The sequence below is a fragment of the Eisenbergiella tayi genome, from assembly GCF_001881565.1.
Lineage (GTDB): Bacteria > Bacillota > Clostridia > Lachnospirales > Lachnospiraceae > Eisenbergiella > Eisenbergiella tayi.
The window spans coordinates 183,239-209,025 of record NZ_MPDJ01000008.1 but is presented as its reverse complement, the minus strand read 5'-3'; the positions used below and the strand labels follow the sequence as shown (position 1 = coordinate 209,025).

The window sequence follows — 25,787 nt, the reverse complement described above, 5'->3', positions numbered from 1 at the left end:
CCGATATTTTTCTATTCGGCTGCATACGGTACAAAAAGTACCGGGAAACGATAAGCCTCTTATCGCTCCCGGTGCATTTTTCTGTTATTCACTCATTAAATATAGTATATATCCAGGGTTCCAAAGGAAACCTCGCCATTGATGGTAAGCATATCCGCTTCCTCCCCTCTGCAGCGTCCATGCTCCTGCACGCTCCCGAAAGAGGAGGAAACATTGCAGATCACACGCCAGCCCGCAGGGATATAAAGCTCCATGTTTCCGAAGGAAACATCCACATTCACAAAGGCTTCATGACCTTTAAGTACCGCATTATTCAAATACACGGTCAGACCGCCAAAGGAACTGTCCAGATTGAGACTTTTCAGCTGTGTACACTGGATATATTTGACGGAAGAATGAAAACTCACTCCGCAATTTACCTGCTCCGATCCGTCATTGCTCACTTCCTCATGATATTCCACTTCACCCACTTCTCCGCCGATTCCCCTGTTATACACATAATGACCATGACGGTGTCTGGAAGGGAACAGCATATTCAGACCGATTGTTCCCAGAAGCGCCGCGCCCAGCACCGGCCAGGGAACCAGCTTTTCAATGCCAAGAAGCCTGCTGTTGACAATGGCAAGAAATGCCACAGAAAAAAGAATCGTCCCCCAGCTTCTGTGTATAATTCCATTAATCAGGATCCCTATCAGGCCGATGGAAAACAGGACCGACCAAAAGCCCAGACCCTCAAAAACACCCAGCTTGCTTACAAGCACTGCAAGCGCCCCAAGTATGAATAACAGGCCCCAAAAAACATTTTTCTTCTTCATTATATTTTTCTCCTCTTCTCTCCCAGCCTTTCGGTCAGGGCTTTATAATAATTTCGGGAAACATAGACTTTTTTGGCCGTTCCATAAAATTCAACAATGCTGGAAGCGGTCAGGTTTCTTGTTATGGAATAAATGTGATCCAGATTTACAATCGTGGATTTTGATATCCTCATGAAACTGCCGGGAAGACTTTCTTCCAGTTCATAAAGCTTACGGTCCGTCAGATACAGCCTATCTGCCGTATGGGCCTGGACCAGCTTCCCCTCCGTTTCAAAAAACAAGAGCTGCGCCAGTGGGACATAATATTTGGTATCTCCGCTCTGCAGAGCGATGCAGCTGTCTCCCGGCCCGGAATCCACAGCCATCTGCTGAAGCTTCAGGATATGTTCCTCCACCTTCCTGCACCGGATAATGACTTCATCTTCCGGAAGCTCCGGTTCAATTTCAATTCTCACCCTCATAATTTTACCTTTCATTTACCCAGATGTTTAACTGCCCTGCTGATAGTTATCATTATACAGAAATCCGTGAAATCGTAAATAGAAAAGAAGCAAGAGGTTAACTTTCAGGGGCAACAGGTTATCTCACTGCCATAACATGGTTTCCGGAACCGTCCGCTTGGTTAGGTTAGAAAGGATTCATTCGGATCTGAAATATATGCTGTTCCTAAAAAGAAAGGCCCGCTCATGTATCGTGAGCAGGCCTCATTCCCTATTTCCTTATAAAAAGCTTCTATATCTATATCCTCCACTCTGCAGCCTCTTCCAGACTCTTCCGGGGTCTGGGGCCCGGTTCCTCATCGGGATACCCCAGCGCCATTACCGCGGCCAGTTCTCCGCCCGCCCAGGAACATAATTCCTGATAGGCAAAATAAGTATCACATATCCACAGGCTTCCCAGGCCGAGTTCCGTCGCCGTGAGCGTCATATTCTGAACAGCCGCCCCTATGGACTGCGCATTGCATATCTCAAAAATGCGCTCTTCCGGCCCTGCAGCGGCATGAAGATCAACTCCCAGGGTATTGAGAATCAAAATAAGCACCGGCGCCTGCTCCATGATCCGAAGGGTATTTTCCGCGCCGCCAAGATAACAGGCGCTCTCCGGCAGCAGCGGCTGCGTCTTTTCCCGCTCCAGACCGGAGCGCATAGCATCAAGAAAGCGTTCCTTCTCCCTGCCCGCTGCCACAATAAACCTCCAGGGCTGCCGGTTTTTGGAGGACGGCGCCAGCATCCCCGCCCGCAGAACTTCCTCTATAGCAGAAACAGGAACTTCATCCTGTTTATATTTCCTTATACTTCTTCTGTCCTGAATGGCCTGCAGCATAAAACACTCCTTCCTGCTGTTACTATGTATTTTCCGCAAAGATACCTTATTCTTTACAGAGATTTTCACCCTCCTGTACATTCATCACCTTCAGCCTGCGCATGAATGCCACCAGGAACGGTATGGATGCCGCCATGGTGCACGCGTCCGCCAGCGGCTGTGCCAGCTGAACTCCGAGGACACCGCAGAAACGCGGCAGGATCAGAATCAGCGGAAGGAAGAACACGCCCTGCCTGCACAATGCAAGGAAGGTGGCCCTGCCTGACTGTCCGGTGCTTTGCAGCGCCATATTCGCTGTTGTCGTGACTCCGCAGAACGGCATGACCAGACACTGCGCCCGCAGGGCAAAGCTGCCAAGCTCAATAACCACAGCATCATCCTTGCGGAAAGCCATCAATATCTGAGGAGAAAAAATAAAAATCACAAGGCTGAATACCGCCATCACCACCGTACCTACCAGGATTGTAAAACGGGTAGCTTCGTGTACCCTTCCATATTTTTTCGCGCCGTAGTTAAAGCCCGCTACCGGCTGGAAGCCCTGACCGAAGCCCAGCATGGCAGAAAACATAAAGAACATAAGCCTTCCTACAATACTCATAGCCGCCACTGCCGCATCCCCGTAAATAGCAGCATTTACATTCAAAGCCACCGAAGCGAGGCTGGCAAGCCCCTGCCTGCAGAGGGTGGGCATACCTGTCGTAATAATATCAACATAGGTTTTCAATTTTTTGGAAACCTTGGTAATCCGTAAGCGTACGTCACTCTTTCCTTTCAGGAACAATATCAGCAGAATGATAAAGCTGACCGTCTGGCTTAATGCTGTTGCGATAGCCGCTCCTGCCGTTCCCAGTCCCAGGCCGAAAATAAAAATGGGATCCAGGATGATGTTCAGGATTCCGCCGGTACCGATTCCCAGCATTCCCAGCACGGATTTCCCTTCACAGCGGAAAATATTATTCATTACAAAGGATGCGCACATGATCGGAGCTGCCAGAAGGATATACTGCCCGTAATCCCTCGCATAGGGAAGTATGGTTTCCGTAGCGCCCAGAAGCCGCATCAGCGGTACTACAAAAATGGAGCCGAAGATGGTGAGCAAAAGCCCCATCACGATAGCAGTAAAGAATCCCGTACTGGCCGCGCAGGTCGCCTTATCGTCTTCCTTCGCCCCCAGATGCAGGGATACGATGGTTCCTGAACCCATACCCAGTGTAAAGCCGACGGCCTGGATAATAGCCATCAGGGAAAATACGATTCCTACCGCCCCCACCGCGCTCGTTCCTAGCTGGGACACGAAAAAGGTATCCGCCATATTGTAAATGGCAGATACCATCATGCTTATGATCGTGGGAATTGCCAGCGTGGTTACCAGCTTAGGAACCGGTGTCTGTGTCATTTTTTCATAATGCGCCTGCCTGCGCGCCTCATCCTGTGTCATTGCTTCCATATCACTCTTCTCCTCTTTCCTCATTACTTTTAGGGCATACTGCGGGTCTCCTGTGTCTGCCCGCATAATAATCAGCTGGCAGGAGAAAGGCTTTCCCCTGCCAGCTAAATAGTTGACGTTATATATAATAATAGCACAATTATGACGGACACACCAGTGGATTGCTAATTTTTCCTTATGCCAGCCCTACCGATATTTGATGTCCTGCCGCGGCGTCTGCCGGGTTTTCCACTCTGTACAGCCGGCAGTTTCTCAGATATCCAATCTCCAGTCCGGGCTTTTTTCATAATTATAATTCGTAGGAATTGTGAGCATATGATTATAAAGAGTATTATAGCAGACCAGCTCTATTCTGTTTCTTCCATCCTGGAGAAAATCTGTTATGTCTCCTTCATAGGGATCTGCAACCAGACTGAGTGCCTTTCTTCCGTTTATATAAACGGCGACTGCACTTCCCAGGCTGCCGGTGCAAAGCTTCATATGTTCCTTTTTTACAATATCCACATCTTTGCACAGCCGAATCCCTCCGGAATAAAAACGGAGTCCCTCTTTTTCCCGTTCCAGAGGCAGCTGCAGGATCCCTTTTCCCAACACAAAGCTTACGGGCTCCATGAACGCATTACAGCCATAATATCCCCTTTCCTGGCGAATGCTTACCAGTACCTCTGCTGATGTGGGATATATTTCCCTGCAAAAGTAAACGCCGTTCTCTGCTTTCAGTTCCTCTTTATCGATATATACATGGGTATCCCCTACTGTGGAAAGGCGGACTCCTTTCATCCCGGGAGGAGCCGTAAAGCGGTACCAGCAAAGTTTTCCTGCATAATCCGGATGAGGATCGAAAGGAATGATATCGCTGTTTTGATACCATTTGGTCACTAAGGGCCGTTCCTGTACAAATCCATTCTTTTTCAGCAGGGTAAAGAAGGTGCGTCCGCTTCTGTCATATTTTAACAGCACATAATTGCTTCCTTCCTGCAGAAGCACTTCCTCCTCCGTCACTTTTACATGGTTCACCCATACGGAACATGGCTTCAGTTCTCCTGTTTCCATATGTACTGTCATCTCCTTTTCCCCATAAAAGATGAAAAAGACATAATAACAACCTTCCCCCTCATAAACGCTGGATGAACCGGCAAAAGTCAGCCGCTTTTTCCCAAGAGTAATAAATTCATCCGACAGTTTTCCCTTCAGGCCGTGATAGCTGCCCTGGTACCCGGCGTCCCCTTTTACCCCGTATTTCATGGATACAACCGCCGGCTCGAAACCTTTTACCGGACTCTCCATCCTGGCAAATTCTTTTTCCTGCGCCTCATGTCCCTGACAGATCCAGAAGTATTCTCCATAAGAAAGCCATTCCGAGCGCCATCTTCCGGCAGCTTTATTTTCCGTCATGTCCTCTTCTGTAATGCAGTATAATGCTTCCCTGGCCTCCGGACCGATAAAAGCCTCTTCGGCTGGCAGTCGGTAATCTCCATATTGGTTGTCCATAGTTGGTATGATTTCGCATTCCCAGTCTCCCCGCAGATCCAATCTTGTCTCCGGAGTTTTATCAAATACAGGCAGTACCTCTGTCTCCGGGCAATCCTCTTCAAATACAAGGAGTACCGGCTCTTTTTTAGTTAAGGGAAAACGCAGCCTTGTCGTACATCCATCCGTATCAAAATCTGCAATCCGCATTCTTTTTCCCGACCATGGATTCAGCAATACCGGTATGCCCGATGCCCGGAATCGGCATTCTTTCCCTTTTTCCACCCCATAGAGATAGTAACAGTCCCGTCCGTCTATTACCCTGTGCTGATAAAATACTTCTTTTATTCCTGTTTCCAGATCTAAATCTCCCTGCTGACAGATATAAGCTTCTGCTGCTTCTGCACCTGTAAATATTTTTCCTTTTTCTTTCAATACACCGCAAAGCTCATCCAGAAGAGGATCCTGCCGTCCCATCCTGTCGCTGCCTTCAGGCAGGTCTCCCAGAACAAGCACCGTGCCTCCTGCTTCTGCGAAGCGGATAAGAGCCTGAAACATACCAAACCGTACATTTTTCATATCCGGAAGGATGAGATACCGGTACTCTTCCCCCGACACACACAGCCTGTTATTCCGTACCTCTGCCCGTTGTATACTTTCGAAATCAATAAAATCAAAATCAATTCCATTTTGGTACAGACAGCGACCCATGGCAAAAGCCATGGCAACCGAAGCTTTCCCCTGTTCCTCATCTGCCTCCATAGCCGCCACAGGGTAAATAATAGCAGCATCACATCTGTGTACACCCTGAGCCAGAAAATAGCTGAGACGTTTTGTACATTCCAGCAGTGTCCCCATTTCATTCCAATAAGGCATATGATAATGGTTGCAGGGAGGCGCCCATTCCCACATACTTCCATGGGTCGAATAATACAGGCCATGAAGAGACAAAAGGTTATGTCCCAGGCCGAAATTACGGAATACCGCATCTGCCACATCCGCGCTGGAAGTCTGCCAGCCGCTGGAATAAAAACCCTCCAGCCACACCCGGGGTCTGTGGTACAAATGGGCTATGGATGCCGAAACCTTACTCTTGATAATATTGGAGGCCAGCCTGGGCTGATCATTGCCCGGTCCCTGATTCCATTTCATTGTCCTGAAATAATCACCGAATTCCGTGACATCCTGTCCTCTTCCCCCGTGATCACAGCCAAAAGTCATTCCCCGGCTTTCATGCCATTCATACACCGGTTTAAAATATGCTTCCTCACTTAAGGCAACTATCACATCGTAATAATCCAGCCTGATCTTAGGGGGTTCCGGCCCGGTATCCTGAAAAATAGCCTCCCATTTTTCCGTAATATCATACCCCTTCCTCTTCCGAAACTCTTCCCGAAAATCCCCGCACCAAAGATTTCCCCGTATATTAAAATTCAGTTCATCAGAAAAGAAAAAGTTAATATGTTTCCCGCATTCTCCGGGGAAATGACGTTCAAATGCTCCATAAAATTCATCCGCCACAGCTTCTCCAATCCCCTTCGCCATAGGATTTGCAGAATACGGTACTTTCACAATCTCCACACGGCCATTCCGCCATTCCAGCTTTTGACCCCCGAACTCCGGATGTCTGGCCAGTACCCTATCCATATAGCTCCCCTGTCCGGGGGCTCCCAGGGTATAGTCACTGAGACTGAAAGCCATATGATCCTTCCGGCATTCCTCCAGCAGCCAGCCGAGCAGTTCCCACCATTCTGAAGTAAAGGGACGCGGATCCGAATCCATAGTAAGCCCGTATTGAAGCCCGCCTTTATCAGAATGACAGTAATTCAGCTGGATTCCTGCAATCCCCTTATCCTTAAGCTGTTCCAGTATCCAGTGCAGCTTATCTTTTTCAATTTTGTCACCATGCCACCAGAAAAAAGAAACTTCCCCATATTTTTCAGGTGGATTTACAAATTCCCTCAATACCATTTTCCTTCCCCCCTAAAACCCGAAGACCTCAATATTCTTCATTTCATTTTCCGCCTTTATCCGTATAAAGCGTGCGGTTTTCCCCACACTCTCCATTCCGGCTTCATAGCTCTTAAGTATAAGCTGCGGCTTTCCTATGCCCCACTCTCCCGTATTACATGTTTCCCAGCTTATTCCATCTGCGGAAAGTGCAAGAGCCAATTTTCCCCTTCTGAATTCCCCATGTATCCCGGTAGCTTTATGTAATTGCCCCAGGTCACAGAAAAATTCTTTCTTTTCTTCCCCGCAAAAGGCAAGGACACTGCCATACAGTGCCGGCTCTTTCCGGAAGCAGTCCAAAGGCTGTTCCACATCAATTCCCTGCAGAGACAGTTCCATTTCGTTCTCCATCTGAATACGCAGTATCAAATCCACACAGGTTTCCGGTATACAGATATTGGTCAGTTCTAATTTTCCTTTTTCCAGTATGATATCAGGCATACTTCCTGACATACAGGTAATCTCCTGCACCTTACCTCCTTCTGTAGGAAAAGGCAATATCAGTTTTTCCTGCAGAGGTCTGTTTAAAAGATGCAGATAGATCGTTTTTCCACGGAAAGTACTTCCCCCATAATTCCCAGGATTCCACGGCCCGCTTCTTGTGCCGTAAATCGATTCTCCGTATTGCTTCATCCATTTTCCTGTTCTGATTATGTATTCCGTTTCCTCAGGTGCTATTTTTCCGTCGGGCATGGCACCGATACTCAGGAGATAATTACCATCCCCGCATACCGAATACAGGAACTCATGCATGATTTCCTCCCATGGCTTCAGTCCATTACCTGTCCACGCCCATTCCCTGCCCATCGGCATGCAGGTTTCCCATGCCCGATCCCTCTGCATAAAACCCACTCTGCATTCGGGAGTATCAAAGTCTCCGGGTACACTAGCCCGGTTGTTAATCAAAATATGAGGCTGACACTTTCGCACTTCTTTTTCCAGCTTCAGGGTTTCCCACATAGGTTCTGTAAACATGCCTCCGAACCAGCAGGCATCCCACCAGAGGATATCAATTTTGCCGTATTTTTTCATTAGCTCCAGCACGGTCCGATGAAGATACCTGATATAATCGGGATGCCGTTTTCCATAGCGCCATTCCTGCCCATCCTTTATGCGATAAAAGGGTATGTTCTCACTGCGTTCCGCAATAGCGGCATCCACAGGTTCATAATCCTCATGGTGCCAGTCTCTCTGGGAATAATACAGTCCTACCGGCATTTTTCGCTCATGGCAGGCATCAATTAATTCCTTCAGATAATCCCTCCCCATGGGAGCATTGGTTATTTTATATTCTGACCAGGCGGTATCCCACATATGAAAACCATCATGATGCTTTGTAATAATGACTACATAACGGAAACCGCCTTTTATCGCCAGGTCAATCCATTCTTCCGCATGGAAATTTTCCATCTTTATCTGTCCGGCCCAGCTGTCATATACCTCATCCGGCACCGTTCCTTGTCCCGGATCCGGCAGCTTATGCGTTTGACGGGGCCAGCCGATATCTACGCCGCCCACGGCAGAAATTCCCACATGGAAAAAAAGTCCCAGCCTGGCATCTCTGAACCACTGCAGCTTTTCTTCTCCTGCGAACGGGTATTCCTCCCATTCCTTTTCTGAAAAGACCTGGAATAAATAGTCCGGTTCACATTCCTTTTTTCTTTCTTTTACAGACCACGTCATAGTCCTCTCCCCTTTATATTGAAACGGCATCCGGTACCTCCCCGGCGCCGGATGCCTCCCTGCTCATTGACTGTTCTTATACAGTATTACAGTCATCCTTTATTTATATGTGGAATCATACGCCTCCTGGTTCAAAGCAATATAATCATTATACTGTAATTTATCCAGGCCTGCCAGATATGCATCCCAATCCTTTTCCGGATCTTTGGCGCCCGTAATAAATTCTATGAACGATGCCTTTACATAATCATCAATAGCTGTTTTCATACTGGCAACCTGATTAGCCTTTTCCACTTCCATGTAAAATGGCGGGATATATTCCGCATCTGCGGCATAAGGTGCAAGCTTCTGTGTACACTGAATCAGTCTCGCTTCGTAGTTGGCCGGATCCGTGATATCTCCCACTACCTGGAATGTATTTTTCCAGTCCGGTTCTACCAGACGCAGTGTCCAGTGCCATTTGATATCCTCTGCTGCGGTTGCATTCTGAGTTCGCATTTCCAGATATTTCCGTGTGGCAGGTGTAGTTCCATCCATTGTGAAAGTACCTTCATCCGCATCGTCCCACTGCTGTCCCTTGATACCAACCTGAGTACGCAGAGACCATTCCTCACCGCAGAATAAATCTGCCAGCTTTATAGCTGCTTCGGGATATTTGCACTTATCTGTAATTACAAAAGCTGCGCCTGAAACCACAGGCTCTGTCTGTGTGGGGATCCCTCTGTATCCGTCAGGCCCCTCCAGCGGAAGCAGATTATCATAAGCAGCCGAACGCTGTATATCATTGATATCAACAAACATGCCGATATGTCCGCATGCTGCTGTACCGCAGATAACCTCCTCCTTCGTTCCCAAAGCTGACAGCTGGGATTCATCCTGAGTCAGTGCCGCCGGATCGATAAGTCCGTCTGCATACAGGCCGGCAATATATTTCAGGCCTTCTCTGACCCCGTCAGTACCTGCCGTACCGCTGATAACACCATCTTTCAGCTTCAGATAACCGTTGGAAGGGTCAAAATAATCAAATGCATTAATAAGATATGGATATACTTCTGCCGCCCATGTATTAATCGCACCTGAGAACGGGATTTCATCATTGGGATCCCCGTTTCCGTTAGCATCCTGTTCTTTGAAGGCTTCAAGGACTGCCCGGAATTCCTCTGTTGTCTGCGGCGCTTCCATACCTACATTTTCCAGCCATTCCTTATTCATCCAGACCTTATAATTCACTGCACCATGTCCAAGCCCGCCGGAATCCAGACTGGGAATTCCATAGATATTCCCGTCGGGAGTGGTCATCATTTCCTTAATCTTCGGTGCATCCTCCCAGCGTTCCTTCAGGTTGACACAATTTTCTTCAATCAAATCGTTTAAAGGTATCAGAATATTTTCACCTGTACCATATTTAACAAGATCTGCATTGGTAAAAAAACCGCCGATAATAATATCCGGATAATCCCCGCTTGCCAGAAGCATATTCAGCTTATCCTGTGCGCCTTCCTGAGGTGCTACAATAAATTCAAAGTTAATATTGGTCTTCTCGGTCAATTCCTTAAAAATAGAATGCTTGGTTATATCAACCACTCCTGGCTGCTGTCCTACGAAAATACTCATAGTAATGGGTTCCTTACTGATCGGAAGCTGGCCGGGCTTTGATAGTCCATTCTCATCAAATTCTCCATCATATTCCTTTTCCTCTGCAGTCCCGTTCTCTGCCAAACCACTCTCTGCTGAAGAAGAAACACCTCCCTCTGATTTACTGTTTCCGCAGGCTGCCAATGACAGCACCATCACGGAAGCCAGTAACACCGACATCATCTTTTTTAATACCATACCCTTTTCCTCCTTATATTTTTTATTAAAATCAAGCATATGCTTAAGATTTTCAATTTAAATTTATCCTTTGACAGAACCTACCATAGCCCCTTTTATAAAATACTTCTGTAAAAACGGATATGTAATCATTAACGGAACGCTGGAAATAATAATCAGGGAGTATTTCAATAATTCTGAAAGATATTGCTTATTCATCATATCCAAGGCATCCGAACTCATCTGCGTTATATCCACCTGGTTATTCAAAAGGATATTTCTGAGAACCAGCTGAAGAGGGAACTTCACACTCTCATTCAAATACAGCAGTGCACTGTAATAGGAATTCCAGTGGGTCAGGGCAAAGTTCAGAGCCAATACGGCCAGAATCGGCTTAGCCAGGGGCAGCACCACTCTGGTAAGATACTGGAAATAATCACCTCCATCAAGGCATGTGGCTTCAAACAATTCTTCCGGAATAGAGGATTGGATAAAAGTACGTCCCACGATAGCAAGCCACACATTAAATGCCCCCGGTAATACAATTGACCATACAGTATTCAGCATGTGAAGCTGCTTCAGCAGCAAATATGTCGGAATGGTACCTCCTCCGAAAAACATGGTGATGGCAAAAACAGTGGTTAACAGCCCTCTCATGGGGAATTCCTTCCGCGACAATACAAAGGCTCCGATAAAGGTAACTGCCGTACCAATTAATGTTCCCAGTACGGTATATACAATAGTATTCCCATATCCGCTCCATACCCGCTCATCTCCCAGAACAGCTTTATACCCCTGCAGCCCCGGATTCACAGGCCACAGAAATACTCTTCCCGCCACCAAATCCTGGGGAGATGAAAAAGAACAACTGACCACATAGATAAGAGGGTACAGAACCACCAATACAAACAATCCAAGAAACAGATATACAATGGCAAGAAATATTCTGTCCGCCGGACTTTTTTTCATAATATTATTGTTGTGCATTTAATCTGCCCCTCCTTAAAACAGGCTTGTCTCACTTACTTTACGAGCGAAACTGTTTACCAGGAACAATACAATACAGTTAATCACCGAATTGAACAGGCCTACCGCCGTGGAAAAACTGAATTGTGCCTGTTCAATACCAACCTTATAAACATAAGTGGAAATAATTTCCGAAGAGGCATAATTAACAGGATTCTGCATCAGAAATACTTTTTCAAAACCAATACTCAGGATATTTCCCGTATTTAGTATCAATGTGATAATTATAGTAGGCATAATACAGGGCAAATCAATATTTATAACCTTCTGCCACCTGTTTGCCCCGTCCATGGCCGCCGCTTCATATAATGAGGTATCCACCGCGGACAGAGCCGCGATATAAAGGACAGAATTAAAGCCTGCACTTTGCCAGATTCCTGAAAAAATATATGCCGGCCTGAAAAAGGATTTTGTCCCCATAAAATCAATGGATTCCATACCAAACAAATTCAAAAAAGAATTTACCACTCCATAACGGTAAGAAAATACCTGGGTCATAATACTTACTACCACTACTGTGGAAATAAAATAGGGAGCAAAGGTAAATGTCTGAAGCGCTTTCTTTACCCTCTCGCTGCTCAGTTCATTAAATGCCAGCGCCAGAATGATAGGAACCGGGAAACCAATGACTAATGACTCCAGACTCAAAATAATGGTATTTTTTAATATCTGAGGAAATATAGGTGTGTTAAACAGCTGTTTGAAATATTTAAGACCTGCCCAGGGACTCCTGAATACCCCTTTCCGAATACTGTAATCCTTAAATGCCATCAGCAGTCCTCCCATTGGAAGGTAATTAAATATAATAACGAAGATAAGGGGAATCAATGCAAGTATATATAATTGCAAAATTCCTTTTTTAAGCTTTTTCGGATTTGTATTCTTTACAATCCTGATTTTGTTTTTCATGTCTGCCTCCTTTCTATGAATCCATAGTACATATCTTACAACTCTTTCTCAAGAAGCGTTTTTGTGCATTATGTTTTATTTTTGTATCATTCAGTTCATTATTTACAGCTTTTTAGATATCGTAATCCTTTATTTATACTTCATGTTAAATTTTGTTCTGTATTTTTTATACTTTTTATCTTATTATTTAATATTATTTATTTATTTTTTCATCTGTTCGTCATTCAGATTTATCCATTTCTTAACTATCGACTGCGTTTTTACCTCATATAATAACAAACCGCAGCGGAATATACACTTATATACCGCTGCGGTCCCTTATTATCCCATTATCACATCACTCATACGGCTTTCCGGTATCGTCCGAAGGCTGATAAGCCTGCCCTCTTCATAAACAGCCTCTACAATAGTCTGATATGGGGCATACAGCCGGAAGGAAACATCCCAGGAATCCGGCAGCGCCGGCAGTACATAAATTTTTTCTTTCCGGCACTGAAGAACCATCAGCTGTAGCAGATTCATGATATTTGCCCCGTGATCCGTATCCGGTACCGCATCATATACCGGCCCCCACATTGCAGGGAAGCGGCTGCCCGGATTTTGCAGCGCACAGTTATTTTCCAATATGGTTCCTGCCGTATCACCAAGCCCCAGTAAAGCAGCCGCATTTCCGATATACTGCCAGCCGCTGTAACAGGGAGCCCCCGGATTTTCACCCAGAATGTGAGGCTTCATCTGCCCGCCTGTTTCCAGAGCATGGAGAAAGGTATGATATGCCTTTTTCCCATCCTCATATTTTCCCATAAGCCCAAACGGATAAATGGCATAAAGCTCCGGCGCCTCTACATTCCTTCTCACATCCTCATATTCTTCCGCCGGCTTTACTACTTTTTCCCCATTCCATACCCCGGTGGGTATTTCCGGAGTCATTTCATAGATCCTTTCAAAAAAATCCCTGTCATCAACCAACTGTTCCGGCAGCTCCAGAATGTCCCTGAGGACTGCCCGCATTCCGGCAATTACCGGGGTCGGATTCACTGTATCAAAATAAGTTTCAACCGACTGAAGCGGGCCGATTACTATTTTTCCTTTTTCCCTATCCTCAAAACGGGTTTCAATATAACGAAGAAGCTCTCTCGCATAGGGAAGCGCCTGTGTCCGGAGGAATTCTTCATCCATAGTATAAAGATAATAAGCAAACATTAAATGGGTAAGTTCAAGGCCCGGCGAAATATCAATCGCCCCTCCCCACCGGTTATCCGACCAGCCATCAGGCTTTCCCTCCCGTTCCAGCCCATAAATATCTTCAGACTGCAGACCGCAGGAAAGTGTCATTTCCGTATTATGCTGCCCTCCCGCATGATAAAAACGTTCTGCGCGTATTCTGTTCAGCTCCCAAAACCGCCGGAAATATACGAAAAGCCTTTTGAGGCTGTCAAAATCTCCCGTTGCCAGCATGGTGTAGTAGGGAAGTCTGAGATTCTGCCACAAGTGTTCATTCGACCAGGATCTTTCATCCGGATTAATAGAAAGCGTAGGGTATTCTCCACAGGGGATTCTGGTAAAACCGCTTACAAATTCCATAACTCCCAGATGTTCCCTGTTCCCCGGACACAGATTAAAAAGCATGCCATTGTAAAAAACAGGGAAATTGCCATCCTTACAGCAGGCCAGCATATACTTTGTCAGAAGATAACCTCTGGTGACCGGAGAAGCGGTACCGGTACACTCCATGGGTTCCGATACACAGTCAAGGATCCTCTCATTGTATACAGGCTTCCTCTCCTTATCTCCTTCCACAAAAATATAACTCTTTTTCCAAAAAGCTTCCCAGGAAACAGCAGTGGCTTCCCGGGATTCATCAGCCGTTCTGCTTCCTTTAAGCATCCCGTCAACTCTGCCCAGCCATTCTCTTTCCTCAAGCTGGGCACTATGTGTTGCTACCTTCAGACAAAAATCCGTGCATTCCCCTTTTACCAATTCGTATCCGACTCTTCTTCCTCCCTCCAGATACATTATTCCTCCGAAAATGCGCCCTGTCAGCAGATCCGGAACACAGGACAGATCATCCACACACTGAAGCCTTGCCAGATGCTCAATTCCATTTTCCCCATTTATATGGTGGAAACAGATTCGATCCTCCAGCTCATCCACCATATCTGCCGCTTCTGTAAGCCCTGTGGAACGGACAGGCGAATTCCATGGCAGATTTTTTTCTGTCCTCCAGGTATAATATCGTACCTTTACTTTCATCTCCTGTTTCATCCTACCGCTGACATATACTATATCCGAAGCATCGTCCACCCAAATCCATAATTCCTTACCGCAGCTTTTCATATGTACGATCCCATGCTCCAGCTCCAGCCTCTGAATAAAATCACCATCTGACAGGAATCCCGGGGCTGTCCTCACTTCCACCATTCCCAGCTTTACCGTTCTGTCCAATTCCGTTACCGCATCCGTCCTGGCAAGATAAAAACGCAGAACCCCTTTTTCATCCATCCACACACTGACAGCGAGCTCTCCATTTCCCAGAGGCATGGCGCTCCTGTCACTTTTACCAGGAGAATGATATACCACATCATATTGGCTTACTCTGCTTTTTTCCTTCATCCCCATAATTGCTCCCTTCTGCCTACTGCAAACAATATTGATACTCTTATCATATGATTTCAGTGCTTGTCCACAAGGATCATTATTGTACATATTGTTTAAGTTTTGCTTCTTTTTTATTTATTTCTGTGCTTTATACACAGAAAACGCAGTGTTTTCTGACCTGTCATACTTGAATTAATATCTTCTTTCTATTATACTGATAACACATGAAGCCATATTGGCAAGGGGGGAATAGTATTGCGCAAGGGAAAAAACAGAGAAATATATATACGCTTTCTGCTTAATGCTCTGCCGATTCTTATTATTCCTCTTTTCCTTCTGTTCAGTGCCTATTTCCGGAACCAGAAGCTGTTCAAGCAGGAAATCTATGATAAAAATATTTCCATACTTGAAAACAGCGCACTTATGGGAGAGAGCATGATGGCTTCTGTGGAAAGTATTGTTAATTATCTTGACGAAAGTTCTTCCGTAAACAAATTTCTCAACTTTTATTCTCTGAACGAAGACGGAACTAATACCAATGAGGTCATTCTTCTTCAGAAAGATATAAATTCCCTGATAACTGCCAATGATGCCATCGATAATATCCAGATTTTTTCTAAAAATAACAAAATGCTGCTTGACGGCACACAGGTGGTTATTAATCTGAACCGGTACTATGATTATACCTTTTCCATTACCGGGATCGATTATGACCATTGGTATCATGAAATGCTCATGGGAATCCATAACTGGAATAACCGCCTGCATACATTGGAAACCACAGACAAAAGCATAACCAAACAAATGTTTTTTTTCAGCAGCGACATTCCTGCCAATTCAGGTATTTACAGCAGCGGCTGCGTGTTTATTCTTCTGGGACAGGACAAGCTGTTCCGGTATTTTGACAGACTGGAATATCAAAAGGATGGGTTTGTTTATCTGCAGGACGGAGACGGCAATATTCTTTGCGAGGATAACCGTACCGGCGTTGAAAATATTTACCTGCCGTCAGAGGAGACCTCAGAAAACAGTGGATTCATCACCAAAAAAATTGGCGGAAATGACTTGTTTCTCACCTATTATAAAGATAAAAATAACTGGCTGTATGTATGTGCCGTTCCCAGAAAGCTGGTCATGAGTGCAGTGCAGGACACCTGGGGCTATTTTCTGTTCATGCTTGTCTTTGCTCTGGGCATCGGCATCCTTCTTGTACATTATTTCACCACCAGGCTTTCCGCTCCCATTACCAAAATTTATGACTTACTGAAAACCGGAAAATCTGCCGTTTCCTACGATGAATTTGATGAAGAAATTGAACGGTTAATCCAGAAAAATGAACAGATGCAGGATGAACTGGAAAAACAAATCCCGGCATTGAAGACCTCCATTTTCCATACTCTTGCAACCGGAGGCTACCATACCCGGGAAGAGATAGGGGAAAATCTGCAGAAGATACAAATCGCCGCCGATTCTCCTCTTTATCTGATTATCATTGTTTCACTCAATGATTTGGATACAGGAAATAATCTGGAAAAAATAGCGGCACAGAAGATTTATCTGAAGAAAATAATGGAAGAGACTTTCCGGACAACACAGATTTACGATTTGGATTTTGAGAGAATTGCTCTTTTACTGGAGTCATCCTGTCAGGAAAAGCAGGAGGCCAAACAGCAGTGCGAACAGAACCTGGCTTATGTCAAAGAAAAAATGGAAAATAACAGCGGCATCAGCATCTCCTTCCATGGGGATGCGATAACCGATATCGGCCGGATTCCTTCCGGCTTTAAACACATACGTACCCTGCTGGATAATGAATATGAGTCCTTCAAAGGCATTATCCAGTGGTATGATGAAAAAAATCTGGTCAGAAAAATCAGAGAGCAGGAAACCTATGATATTAAACAGAGAATACGGAAACATATAGAAGAAAATTATGCGGATCCTCAGCTGTCCCTGATATCCGTGGCAGACAGCTTCGGTATATCTGAAGTTTACCTTTCCCGTCTTTTCAAACAGTCCTTTGAACAGAACTTTTCCAAATATGTAGAGGAGCTTCGTATGAATAAAGCAAAGGAATTAATTGAAATGGATATGTATACGGTATCCGATATTTCCGGAATAGTAGGGTATAATTCTCCTCAAACCTTCCGAAGAGCATATAAACGTTATTTTGGATGCACTCCCAGAGAACGATGAATTTCTGCTGGCAGATTGCCTGTACACAAAAAACAGATTTGATGGTTTACGGCCAACAAATCTGTTTTTCTTTTTTCATTTATTACTCTGTCATGCGGCGCTTCCCTTTTTGCTGCCATGTCGTCCTGCCCCACACGCTTCTTCATATTCCTTCAATTTTTCTTTCGCTTCCCGGCTCAGGTTTTTAGGTACCTGGATTTGAACGGTTACATAATGGTCCCCGTGTACACTGGGATTTTTCATGGATACAATCCCTCTTCCCTTCAGCCGTATTTTACTTCCTGACTGTGTTCCTTCCCGGATTTTGCACATGATCTTTCCGGACAGGGTCTGTACCGGAACCTCTCCGCCAAATACGGCTGTGGTGAAGGGAATGGAGATAGTGCTGTACACATCCATACCTTTCCGTTCGAAGCCCGGCTTGCTGCCTGTCTTCACTTTAAGAAGAAGATCTCCCGGTTTCCCGCCGCCGTATCCCGGCATGCCTTTTCCTTTAAGCCTTACGTTCTTGCCGTCTTCGATGCCCGCCGGAATATGAACCTGCAGGGACTGTACCTGGCCCTCTGCATTCTGCAGGCTGATGACTTTATCACACCCGAATACCGCTTCATCGAAGCTGACCTCCACCTGCGCCTGGATATCCTGGCCTTTCATCCGGACATCACTACCCGCAAAGCCATTTCCGCCGAAACCATGGCTTCCGAAGCTGCTTCCCGCAAAGCCACGGCCGTCAGCACCGTGCCCCATAAAGCCGTCTCCTCCAAAGCCATGGAAAGAAAAACCTCTTCCCGCATCTTCTTTTCCATGGAATATACCGCTGAAAATATCTCCGAAAATATCGTCCATATTTCCCTGTTCAAAATGAAATTCACGGAACCCGCCGTTTCCGGCTCCGCCCCGGGTAAAGGAGTCAGGATCCGGTGCTGAACCATCAAAGGCGGCATGGCCGAACTGGTCATATAATTTTTTCTTTTCCGGATCGCTCAATACGGAATAAGCTTCTGTTACCTCCTTAAACTGCCTCTCTGCCTGGGCATTGCCGGCATTTTGATCGGGATGGTATTTTTTTGCAAGCTTACGGTATGCTTTCTTTATGGTATTATCGTCTGCATTTTTATCTATTCCAAGAATTTCGTAATAATCTCTTTTTGCTGCCATTGCTGTCACCTTCCATTCATCTGCCTTCTGCTGCCCGGTTGGGTATGAAGGCATAGTTATATTTGTTCTATATGTAATATAACATATGGCAAGAGTAAAATCAATAGCACCAGGATAATAATATTCATTTTTTCTACGATTCTTCATCAGGAGAATCTTCCTTCTCATACGTTTTCACGTATACCGTCAAACGCTCTTCACTCCCGCCCCAGCGCAACAATATGCTTGAATTTCCCGCTCTCAGGATGTACCTGCGGCAAAACCTTTCCCGCATATATAACGGCATGCACTCCATTATCCCTAAAGTAGCTCTGCAGGACCTCCTCCGCCTTTCCGAAAACTTCCTTTGGATCTTGTGCCAGCATTCTAAGCTCCAGCACATTCCGTTCCTTTTGAACCAGCTGGAAACGTTTAAGTCCCGGCACTTCCCTGAGTACGGCATAAACTGCCAAAGGCTGGAGCTTTATTCCCTCTTCAAACATAAGGATATCATCATTTCTCCCTTCAATCTCCAGCCATGGCGCATCACAGCCGCAGCCGCATTCCCCATGATGCATGACAATCCGATCACTCACCTCGTAACGAATGAAAGGCTGAACCTTATTGGCCAGATTCGTGAGAAGGATTTTAGCGGACTGCGTTCCGTCCGGCACCGGACGGTTATCTTCGTCAACCGCCTCTATCATGATCCATTCGTCATTGATATGCAGATGCCGGTTTACGCACTCATGACACATTGTCCCGCCTTCCGTACAGGAATAATTGGTTTGTACATATCCGCCGAATGCATCAGCCAGTTTTTCCCTCACCTCATCTCTCAGCAATTCTCCGCCTGTCATAACAATGGCAGGCGATATATGAAGGCGGCCGGCAGCCTGCTCATCTGCCAGAAGCTCCAGGCCGCTGGGATATCCGCCCAGCATGACCGGTGAAAAGCGGTTCAATTTCTCCACAATTTCTGCGGTCGGCGTTCTGACGTCCAAATTCATCATCATCCCTTTTTTCCATGGCATACGGCGCAGCTGATATTTCACGGACCCGCTGCCCAGATAAAATCCTTCGGCAAAAATGCTGGCTGTCCGTTTTCCTTTTTTTATGAAGGCAGAAAGATCCTCTTTTCTGGCATAAGCTCTCAGCACAGACAGTGCGGAAGATATGTTCATGCAGGTTTTGTCGTAGAGGACCACCAGCGGGCTGCCTGTTGAGCCTGAGGTGGTAAAGATAAGATATTTTCCATCCATAAGCCTCCCAATGTTTTCCCTGTCCTCCATAAAGCTGTTAACCGCTTCTTCCGTCACTGTCCGATCCGTCAGCCACATATCAAAATGAGCCATCAGGTCCACCTTATTTACGGTGGGTAAATCGGTTAATTTCCAGTCCTCCGGCAGGCCCTTATATAGTCTGCCGTAATAGGGACTGTTCTGTCCGGCATATGCCGCCAGCTCCTTAAGGCGCTTCTGTGCAAGCTCCTTCCGTTCTCCGGGAGTCATCCTGCCTGCCCTGTAGGTCATCGCCAATGCTTTCCCTAACCCGATTTCTTTCATACTCAACTCTCCCCTCCGCTGGCCGCAGCCGCTCTTCTGCCTGCCCCTGCCACCATATCTTCCACCGTGCGCTTTACCATTTCCGCCGCTTCATCATCTGTAAAATTCATATGGTTGGTAGCAATCATCGTTGCGATTCCATGCAGAAGGAGGTAGCCGCGCAAAAAAATATCCTTGCATTCCTCCTCTTCCAACCCATAGCTTTCCCGGAAAACAGCCGCCATTTTGCTGTTGCTTTCATACCCCATCATGACATTCCAAAGATTATCCCCTTGAAAGCTGTCCGAAAGATATAACAGGTGAAACAGATTCGGCTCCTTTCTTGCCAGATTCAGCACCCATCTGCTGGTGCAGGCTATGAAATCAGGCCGGTCTTTTTTTTCCATAATCTCATTCATAAAGTGTTCACAGGCATAATCAAATGTGGCTGAACGCAGAGCCTCCATCGTATCAAACTGGCTGAAAACCGGCTGTATAGAGCATCCCGCCGCCTTTGCCACACTTCTAGCCGTCACGGCTGAGAAGCCTTCCTTTCTCGTGATATCAAATGCAATTTCCAAAAGCTGTTCTCTTGTGATTTTTTGTTTCGGTGCCAAGATACTGCCCTCCATAATATATCTTATGTTATATATCATATGATATATTATTTTATTAAGGCTGTCAAGGGACGCTGCTGCTCTTGCATGAAATGACGGTTTTGCTTTTTATCCCGGCCCCAACAAGTTCACTCCAAACAGGTTCGCGGAGATTGATAACACATTTTTTTAATGCTATACTACGAGTTAAGGAAGGGGTGCAAAATATGGAAATGCAGAAAAACGGATGGGGTTATTTATGTGAAAAGAGTAAAAAGGAACGGAAAGAAATCCTGCGCCAGTATGCAGAAAGCTATGTGGAACCGGCTTTCGAAGGTTATCCGGAATTAAAGGGGAAAATCTATCTGGCATTGAGGAAAAACGGATTTATTGCAGAATACAATCCTGTATATTATATAATCGTCCCGGAAAATGCTTTAAACCGCTATGGTCATCATGTACTGAGGGCCATAACGGCGCATGAGATGGGGCATCTGCTGCAGTTTCAAAACGATATTGGGAAAGACTCCCAGTCATTATGGTCTGAAATTCAGGCTACCATGCTGTCATGGGAACGGGGCTTTGCCAAAGATTTTCTCCTGGCTTTCCCTGAAAATTGCAATAGAAGTGTCTGTGACGGAAAAGAAAAGCATTGCTATTTCAACTGTAATCTTCTCTTTGACGGCTGCTGCCGAAACTGCTCTGAAGACGATATGAATATCCGGGCTGAAAAATTAGAACGGTTGGCTGAAGAATATAAAATTGATGATGAGATACATGTGAAAGAGATTAAGGAGAGGATCCGGAACATGTTTATTGATAACAAAAATGAATAAACCACAACGTGCTTTGCAGGGCCGGAATAATCCGGATGCAAAGCACGAATAAAAGCAACAGAAAATCCTTCATTTATAATAACTTTACTGCAGATCCATATCCGTACCCAGCCACCACCGAAGCACATCCTGAATCTTTTCATCCCAGTATTTCCACTGGTGATCCCCTGCCGTTTCGCAGCAGGTCAAATCATATCCCAGTTTTTTCACATGATCCCAGGCTTTCAGATTCCCCTCATACAGAAAATCCTCCGTTCCGCACCATGCATACAGTCTGGGCAGTTCCTTTTTCCGTGACGCCAGCTTCTCCGCCAGTGCCAGAATATCGTTATCGGAACCCTTCAGATCTTCCTCCGTTCCGAAAATTCCCCGGAACAGCGGGTTCTTATTCTGGTTTTCCTCAGAATTCCTTATGTAATCCTGTACGATATCCAGCGCTCCCGAAAGCGATGCCGCCGCTCCGAAGGTTTCACTCGCTCCCAGTCCCAGCTTCCATGCGCCATAACCGCCCATGGATAAACCGGCAGCCAGAGTATCCTCAGCCTTGTCCGACATATTCGGGAAAAATTCCCTGCAGATTCTGGGCAGTTCCTCCGAAATAAATGTCCAATAGCGCATTCCATAGCACGTATCCGTATAAAATGCCAGATGTGTGGTAGGCATCACCACTGCAATACCAAGCTTGCTCACATATCTTTCAATTGAGGTCCTTCTCTGCCAGATTGTCTGATCATCACTCATACCGTGCAGCAGATACATCGTTTTATATTTGCCGTCAGCGGCTATCCCCTCCATACCGATCTGTCCGTTTGTTTTCTGGGGAAGAATCACATCCATATTCACGCTCATTCCCAGAACATCTGAAAAAAAGTCCACATGTAAAAGTGCCATACCATTTACCCTCCCATTTCTGTCTGACCACATTTTTGTCTATTATCAACCGACAGGATTATTCTATCACAAATTCCCTCATCCTGCATCAAAAAACTGCAGGATTTACCTATACTTTTCCTGTGTTTCCTCACTTTATGGGGATATATATTTTAACCTTATTATCCGGATCATCAAAGGCTGTTACCTCACGCTCGTAAACCTCAAAATCCTCACGGTCGTCCAGTTCCTCCTCCGCTGCCGGCAGCCATGTCCCAAAAATGTACTTATAAGTTTTGAACAGGTTTGTAAGGGTTCCCCTGTGAGTGAATACGGCGTATCTCCCGGAGCTCAGCGTTTTTCCGGACAGCATCGGCGGCAGCTCCTCAAAATTATCCGCCGGGCAGCCCAGCATGACGGAAAACAATACGTCACCATCTTCTGTATATACGGCCTGCTGCGTTTCACAAACACTGTACCCGGTCCGCTCCGTCCCGAAAAACTCTGTATGAAGGCTCCTGAACTGCTTCCATAATCCCGGGAGCCGGTTATCGGAAATGGAGGTCATTCCTCTGATACCGGCAATCTTTATTTCTTCCAGCCAAACTATTTCTGGAGAACGGGAAATATTGTTCGCAATGTGGCTCACATCCTCAGGCGCAATTTCTCTTTTGGCATTAACTACCAGATCAAGCCCGGCCTTCCGGTAATCCGCCGGACTGCTTCCAAAGACATTCTTGAAAGCCCTGCTGAATGCCTCTGCCGATTCAAAACCACTGTCAAACGCGATATCTGTTATCCTCCGGTCGGAATGAATAAGCTTTTCGGAGGCATTGTACAGCCTGCGCCGATTGATATAACGTCCAACCGATTCCCCCAATACGGTTGAAAACAGACGTGTCATGTGATAGTAAGAATACCCTGTTTCCCTTGATACATCACTTAAACCGATATTTTCATTCAAATGCTCTTCAATATATTCAACTGCCCTTTCTAAAGGGGATAATTGTTTCAAACTGACCTCTCCCTTCTCTGCTTTCTTTACAGTATACTGCATTTTATATTGTCCGAGTAGAAAAAGCGCAAAAAATATCATGCATACAGCCCGGATTTTTTGTATAATGAAAAACCGCAGCATCAGAACGACAAAACATAACCGGCTAAATATGGATATAACGAATGCCGCATTCCGCAGGCCATCCTTATTTTCAAAACAACAGAAAGAGGTGCAAACAAATGGCAGATATATTTATACAGGGTCTCACTCAAAACAATTTGAAACATGTCACCTTCCATATTCCAAAAGAGAAAATTACGGTATTTACCGGTGTCTCCGGTTCCGGCAAATCCAGTATTGTTTTTGATACCATCGCCGCCGAATCTCAGCGGCAGATGAATTCCACATACCCGGCCTTCGTGCGTTCCAGGCTCCCTAAATACCCCAAACCGGCCGTGGAACGGATTGATAATTTAACGGCATCCGTTGTGGTGGATCAGTCTCCCCTGGGCGGGAACGCCCGTTCAACAGTAGGAACCATCAGCGGACTGTACTCCAGTCTGCGGCTGCTGTTTTCAAGGGTAGGAAAGCCTTATGCAGGTACGGCATCCTACTTTTCTTTTAACGATCCTAACGGCATGTGCAAAACCTGCTCCGGTCTTGGAAAAATAACCAGGGTTGATGTGGCTTCCATAATAGATCTCAATAAATCTTGGAATGAAGGCTGTGTAAAGGACTCTTTGTACCGTCCCGGCTCCTGGTACTGGCGGCAGTATGCCGAGTCCGGCCTGTTTCCTCTGGACAAGCCGGTAAAAGAATATTCCCGCGAAGAATATAATCTTCTTTTATACGGTTCCCGGGACGGCAAAGGAGCGCCGGAAAATCCGAAGGTAACCGGTCTGTACCATAAATATACAAAGACTCTTCTGAATCGGGATATCAGCAGCAAAAGCAGTCATACCCAGGAGAAATCCCAAAACTTAATCGCTGAGACAGAATGTAACGACTGTCACGGAAAACGGTTGAATCCGGCTGCCCTGAACTGCAGGATAAATGGATTTTCCATTGCGGACATGTGCGGGATGGAGCTGACACAGCTGCGGGAGGTCCTGACAGAAATCTCCGAGCCGACAGTTGATTTGCTGGTGCAGACTCTCATAGAGGGGCTGGACAGGATGATTGAAATCGGCCTGCCCTATCTCCACCTGAACCGTGAAACTCCTTCTCTGTCCGGCGGGGAGGCGCAGCGCCTGAAGCTTGTCCGGTATATGGGCAGCAGCCTGACCGGAATGACTTATATTTTTGACGAACCCAGCGCAGGAATGCATCCCAGGGATGTCTACCGGATGAATAACCTGCTGAAGCAGCTGCGTGACAAGGGCAATACAGTCCTTGTGGTGGAACATGATTCGGATGTCATCTCGATTGCCGACCATATCATCGATGTAGGGCCCCAGGCAGGCCAAAACGGCGGTGAAATTGTTTTTGCGGGCAGCTATCAGGACTTGCTGAAGTCCGGCACCCTGACAGGGAAGGCCTTGCTCCGGACCCTGCCGGTCAAGCAAACGCCGCGGCGGCCGTCGGGCAGCCTGCCGATCCGTGATGCCTGCCTGCATAATTTGAAGCATGTGGACGCGGATATCCCCCTGGGCATCATGACTGTTGTCACCGGTGTGGCCGGTTCGGGAAAAAGCACTCTGATATCTCAGGTATTTGCCAGGCAGTATGCGGATGATATCGTAATGATTGATCAGGGCCCCATCACAGCCACGAACCGCTCAACACCTGCCTCCTATCTCGGTTTTTTCGATGAAATACGAAAGCTGCTGGCAAGGGAAAGCGGCAGGCCGGACAGCCTGTTCAGCTTCAACTCCGCCGGGGCATGCCCGGTGTGCAAAGGGAAAGGCATCCTTGTGACCGAACTCGCTTTCATGGATCCGATTGTAACAGAATGTGAGGCCTGCGGGGGATTGCGGTATAACAAGGAGGCGCTGGCCTATACCTACAAGGGGAAAAATATTGTGGAACTGCTGAGCCTGACCGCATCTCAGGCAATGGAAGTCTTCGAAGACTCCAAAATCAGGAAGCATCTGAAAGTGATGCAGCAGGTAGGGCTGTCATATCTGACGTTGGGACAGCCGCTTGGCACGCTGTCCGGCGGGGAACGGCAAAGAATCAAGCTGGCGAAGAATCTGGGGAAAAAGGGCGGCATAATTGTAATGGACGAGCCCACCACAGGCCTGCATATGTCTGATATTCAGAATTTGCTGAAGCTGTTTGACATGATCGTGTCACGCGGAAATACTTTGATAGTGATTGAGCATAATCTTGAGGTGATGAAGCAGGCGGACTGGATCATTGACATTGGCCCAGACGGAGGAAAAAACGGAGGAGAGGTTGTTTTTGCCGGAACTCCTGAGGAGATGCTGCGGAATGCAGAAACACTGACGGCCGCCAGCCTGCGGGCATCGTGTTCACAACCTTATTACGGCTGCTGATCCGCCGGATGGCCTCTGCC

Annotated in this window: 18 protein-coding genes; 3 read left to right on the top strand and 15 right to left on the bottom strand. The window is 46.3% G+C overall.

Annotated elements, in window-relative coordinates:
• Window positions 1-95: 95 nt before the first annotated feature.
• The 10 genes from BLA28_RS25860 to BLA28_RS25815 all read right to left on the bottom strand — a co-directional run bounded on the left by BLA28_RS25860 (window position 96) and on the right by BLA28_RS25815 (window position 15,114).
• Entirely contained in the window at window positions 96-815 is a 720-nt protein-coding gene (locus tag BLA28_RS25860) for a LiaF transmembrane domain-containing protein (protein WP_069157042.1), read from the bottom strand.
• Window positions 815-1,276: a LytTR family DNA-binding domain-containing protein gene (locus BLA28_RS25855; protein WP_009253494.1), complete on the bottom strand. Its 462-nt coding sequence runs from the start codon at window positions 1,274-1,276 to the stop codon at window positions 815-817. The genes BLA28_RS25860 and BLA28_RS25855 overlap by 1 nt, the downstream gene beginning before the upstream one ends.
• Before the next feature lie 277 nt (window positions 1,277-1,553).
• Complete coding sequence (locus BLA28_RS25850; protein ID WP_081329950.1) at window positions 1,554-2,138, bottom strand: nitroreductase family protein; 585 nt, start codon at window positions 2,136-2,138, stop codon at window positions 1,554-1,556.
• Window positions 2,139-2,184: 46 nt separating this feature from the next.
• Window positions 2,185-3,585 carry an MATE family efflux transporter gene (locus tag BLA28_RS25845; RefSeq protein ID WP_081329991.1) on the bottom strand — a complete coding sequence of 467 codons (1,401 nt, stop codon included), beginning with the start codon at window positions 3,583-3,585 and terminating at the stop codon, window positions 2,185-2,187.
• Window positions 3,586-3,837: 252 nt separating this feature from the next.
• Window positions 3,838-7,026: a glycosyl hydrolase gene (locus tag BLA28_RS25840; protein WP_069157041.1), complete on the bottom strand. Its 3,189-nt coding sequence runs from the start codon at window positions 7,024-7,026 to the stop codon at window positions 3,838-3,840.
• A gap of 12 nt (window positions 7,027-7,038) precedes the next feature.
• Window positions 7,039-8,748 carry an alpha-L-fucosidase gene (locus BLA28_RS25835; RefSeq protein ID WP_169897305.1) on the bottom strand — a complete coding sequence of 570 codons (1,710 nt, stop codon included), beginning with the start codon at window positions 8,746-8,748 and terminating at the stop codon, window positions 7,039-7,041.
• Between the two features lie 99 nt (window positions 8,749-8,847).
• A complete protein-coding gene (locus tag BLA28_RS25830) occupies window positions 8,848-10,581 on the bottom strand; it encodes an extracellular solute-binding protein (RefSeq protein ID WP_169897304.1) in 1,734 nt (577 codons plus the stop codon).
• A 63-nt stretch (window positions 10,582-10,644) separates the two neighbouring features.
• Window positions 10,645-11,547 (bottom strand): carbohydrate ABC transporter permease, encoded by a 903-nt coding sequence (locus tag BLA28_RS25825; protein ID WP_069157038.1) that lies wholly within the window; start codon window positions 11,545-11,547, stop codon window positions 10,645-10,647.
• Window positions 11,548-11,562: 15 nt separating this feature from the next.
• Complete coding sequence (locus BLA28_RS25820; protein ID WP_069157037.1) at window positions 11,563-12,495, bottom strand: ABC transporter permease; 933 nt, start codon at window positions 12,493-12,495, stop codon at window positions 11,563-11,565.
• Between the two features lie 321 nt (window positions 12,496-12,816).
• Entirely contained in the window at window positions 12,817-15,114 is a 2,298-nt protein-coding gene (locus BLA28_RS25815) for a DUF5703 domain-containing protein (protein WP_069157036.1), read from the bottom strand.
• Window positions 15,115-15,348: 234 nt separating this feature from the next.
• On the opposite strand from BLA28_RS25815, the gene BLA28_RS25810 reads away from it, so the two are divergent.
• Window positions 15,349-17,289, top strand: coding sequence for an AraC family transcriptional regulator (locus BLA28_RS25810; protein ID WP_069157035.1), 1,941 nt, complete (start codon window positions 15,349-15,351; stop codon window positions 17,287-17,289).
• A 90-nt stretch (window positions 17,290-17,379) separates the two neighbouring features.
• On the opposite strand, the gene BLA28_RS25805 is transcribed toward BLA28_RS25810, so the two are convergent.
• The 3 genes from BLA28_RS25805 to BLA28_RS25795 form a co-directional block, all read right to left on the bottom strand.
• Window positions 17,380-18,447, bottom strand: a complete 1,068-nt coding sequence (locus tag BLA28_RS25805; RefSeq protein ID WP_069157367.1) for a DnaJ C-terminal domain-containing protein — start codon at window positions 18,445-18,447, stop codon at window positions 17,380-17,382.
• A gap of 197 nt (window positions 18,448-18,644) precedes the next feature.
• Window positions 18,645-19,991 (bottom strand): phenylacetate--CoA ligase family protein, encoded by a 1,347-nt coding sequence (locus BLA28_RS25800; protein ID WP_069157034.1) that lies wholly within the window; start codon window positions 19,989-19,991, stop codon window positions 18,645-18,647.
• A 2-nt stretch (window positions 19,992-19,993) separates the two neighbouring features.
• Window positions 19,994-20,587: a TetR/AcrR family transcriptional regulator gene (locus BLA28_RS25795; RefSeq protein ID WP_069157033.1), complete on the bottom strand. Its 594-nt coding sequence runs from the start codon at window positions 20,585-20,587 to the stop codon at window positions 19,994-19,996.
• 206 nt (window positions 20,588-20,793) lie between these two features.
• On the opposite strand from BLA28_RS25795, the gene BLA28_RS25790 reads away from it, so the two are divergent.
• Complete coding sequence (locus BLA28_RS25790; RefSeq protein WP_069157032.1) at window positions 20,794-21,402, top strand: hypothetical protein; 609 nt, start codon at window positions 20,794-20,796, stop codon at window positions 21,400-21,402.
• Window positions 21,403-21,486: 84 nt separating this feature from the next.
• Here the strand turns inward: BLA28_RS25790 and BLA28_RS25785 are convergent, their stop codons facing one another.
• Together BLA28_RS25785 and BLA28_RS25780 are read right to left on the bottom strand one after the other, a co-directional pair.
• Complete coding sequence (locus tag BLA28_RS25785; protein WP_069152927.1) at window positions 21,487-22,293, bottom strand: alpha/beta hydrolase; 807 nt, start codon at window positions 22,291-22,293, stop codon at window positions 21,487-21,489.
• A 130-nt stretch (window positions 22,294-22,423) separates the two neighbouring features.
• Window positions 22,424-23,287 carry an AraC family transcriptional regulator gene (locus tag BLA28_RS25780; RefSeq protein WP_069157366.1) on the bottom strand — a complete coding sequence of 288 codons (864 nt, stop codon included), beginning with the start codon at window positions 23,285-23,287 and terminating at the stop codon, window positions 22,424-22,426.
• A gap of 221 nt (window positions 23,288-23,508) precedes the next feature.
• Here BLA28_RS25780 and BLA28_RS25775 point away from each other — a divergent pair, with 221 nt between their 5' ends.
• Entirely contained in the window at window positions 23,509-25,767 is a 2,259-nt protein-coding gene (locus tag BLA28_RS25775; protein ID WP_071699653.1) for an ATP-binding cassette domain-containing protein, read from the top strand.
• Window positions 25,768-25,787: the final 20 nt, after the last annotated feature.

Coding starts and splice junctions, on each gene's coding strand:
- BLA28_RS25860 (WP_069157042.1), bottom strand. CDS start 815: ATGAAGAAGAAAAATGTTTTTTGGGGCCTGTTATTCATACTTGGGGCG.
- BLA28_RS25800 (WP_069157034.1), bottom strand. CDS start 19,991: ATGAAAGAAATCGGGTTAGGGAAAGCATTGGCGATGACCTACAGGGCA.
- BLA28_RS25815 (WP_069157036.1), bottom strand. CDS start 15,114: ATGGGGATGAAGGAAAAAAGCAGAGTAAGCCAATATGATGTGGTATAT.
- BLA28_RS25830 (WP_169897304.1), bottom strand. CDS start 10,581: ATGGTATTAAAAAAGATGATGTCGGTGTTACTGGCTTCCGTGATGGTG.
- BLA28_RS25790 (WP_069157032.1), top strand. CDS start 20,794: ATGGAAATGCAGAAAAACGGATGGGGTTATTTATGTGAAAAGAGTAAA.
- BLA28_RS25785 (WP_069152927.1), bottom strand. CDS start 22,293: ATGGCACTTTTACATGTGGACTTTTTTTCAGATGTTCTGGGAATGAGC.
- BLA28_RS25775 (WP_071699653.1), top strand. CDS start 23,509: ATGGCAGATATATTTATACAGGGTCTCACTCAAAACAATTTGAAACAT.
- BLA28_RS25835 (WP_169897305.1), bottom strand. CDS start 8,748: ATGACGTGGTCTGTAAAAGAAAGAAAAAAGGAATGTGAACCGGACTAT.
- BLA28_RS25805 (WP_069157367.1), bottom strand. CDS start 18,447: ATGGCAGCAAAAAGAGATTATTACGAAATTCTTGGAATAGATAAAAAT.
- BLA28_RS25855 (WP_009253494.1), bottom strand. CDS start 1,276: ATGAGGGTGAGAATTGAAATTGAACCGGAGCTTCCGGAAGATGAAGTC.
- BLA28_RS25825 (WP_069157038.1), bottom strand. CDS start 11,547: ATGCACAACAATAATATTATGAAAAAAAGTCCGGCGGACAGAATATTT.
- BLA28_RS25850 (WP_081329950.1), bottom strand. CDS start 2,138: ATGCTGCAGGCCATTCAGGACAGAAGAAGTATAAGGAAATATAAACAG.
- BLA28_RS25845 (WP_081329991.1), bottom strand. CDS start 3,585: ATGGAAGCAATGACACAGGATGAGGCGCGCAGGCAGGCGCATTATGAA.
- BLA28_RS25840 (WP_069157041.1), bottom strand. CDS start 7,026: ATGGTATTGAGGGAATTTGTAAATCCACCTGAAAAATATGGGGAAGTT.
- BLA28_RS25820 (WP_069157037.1), bottom strand. CDS start 12,495: ATGAAAAACAAAATCAGGATTGTAAAGAATACAAATCCGAAAAAGCTT.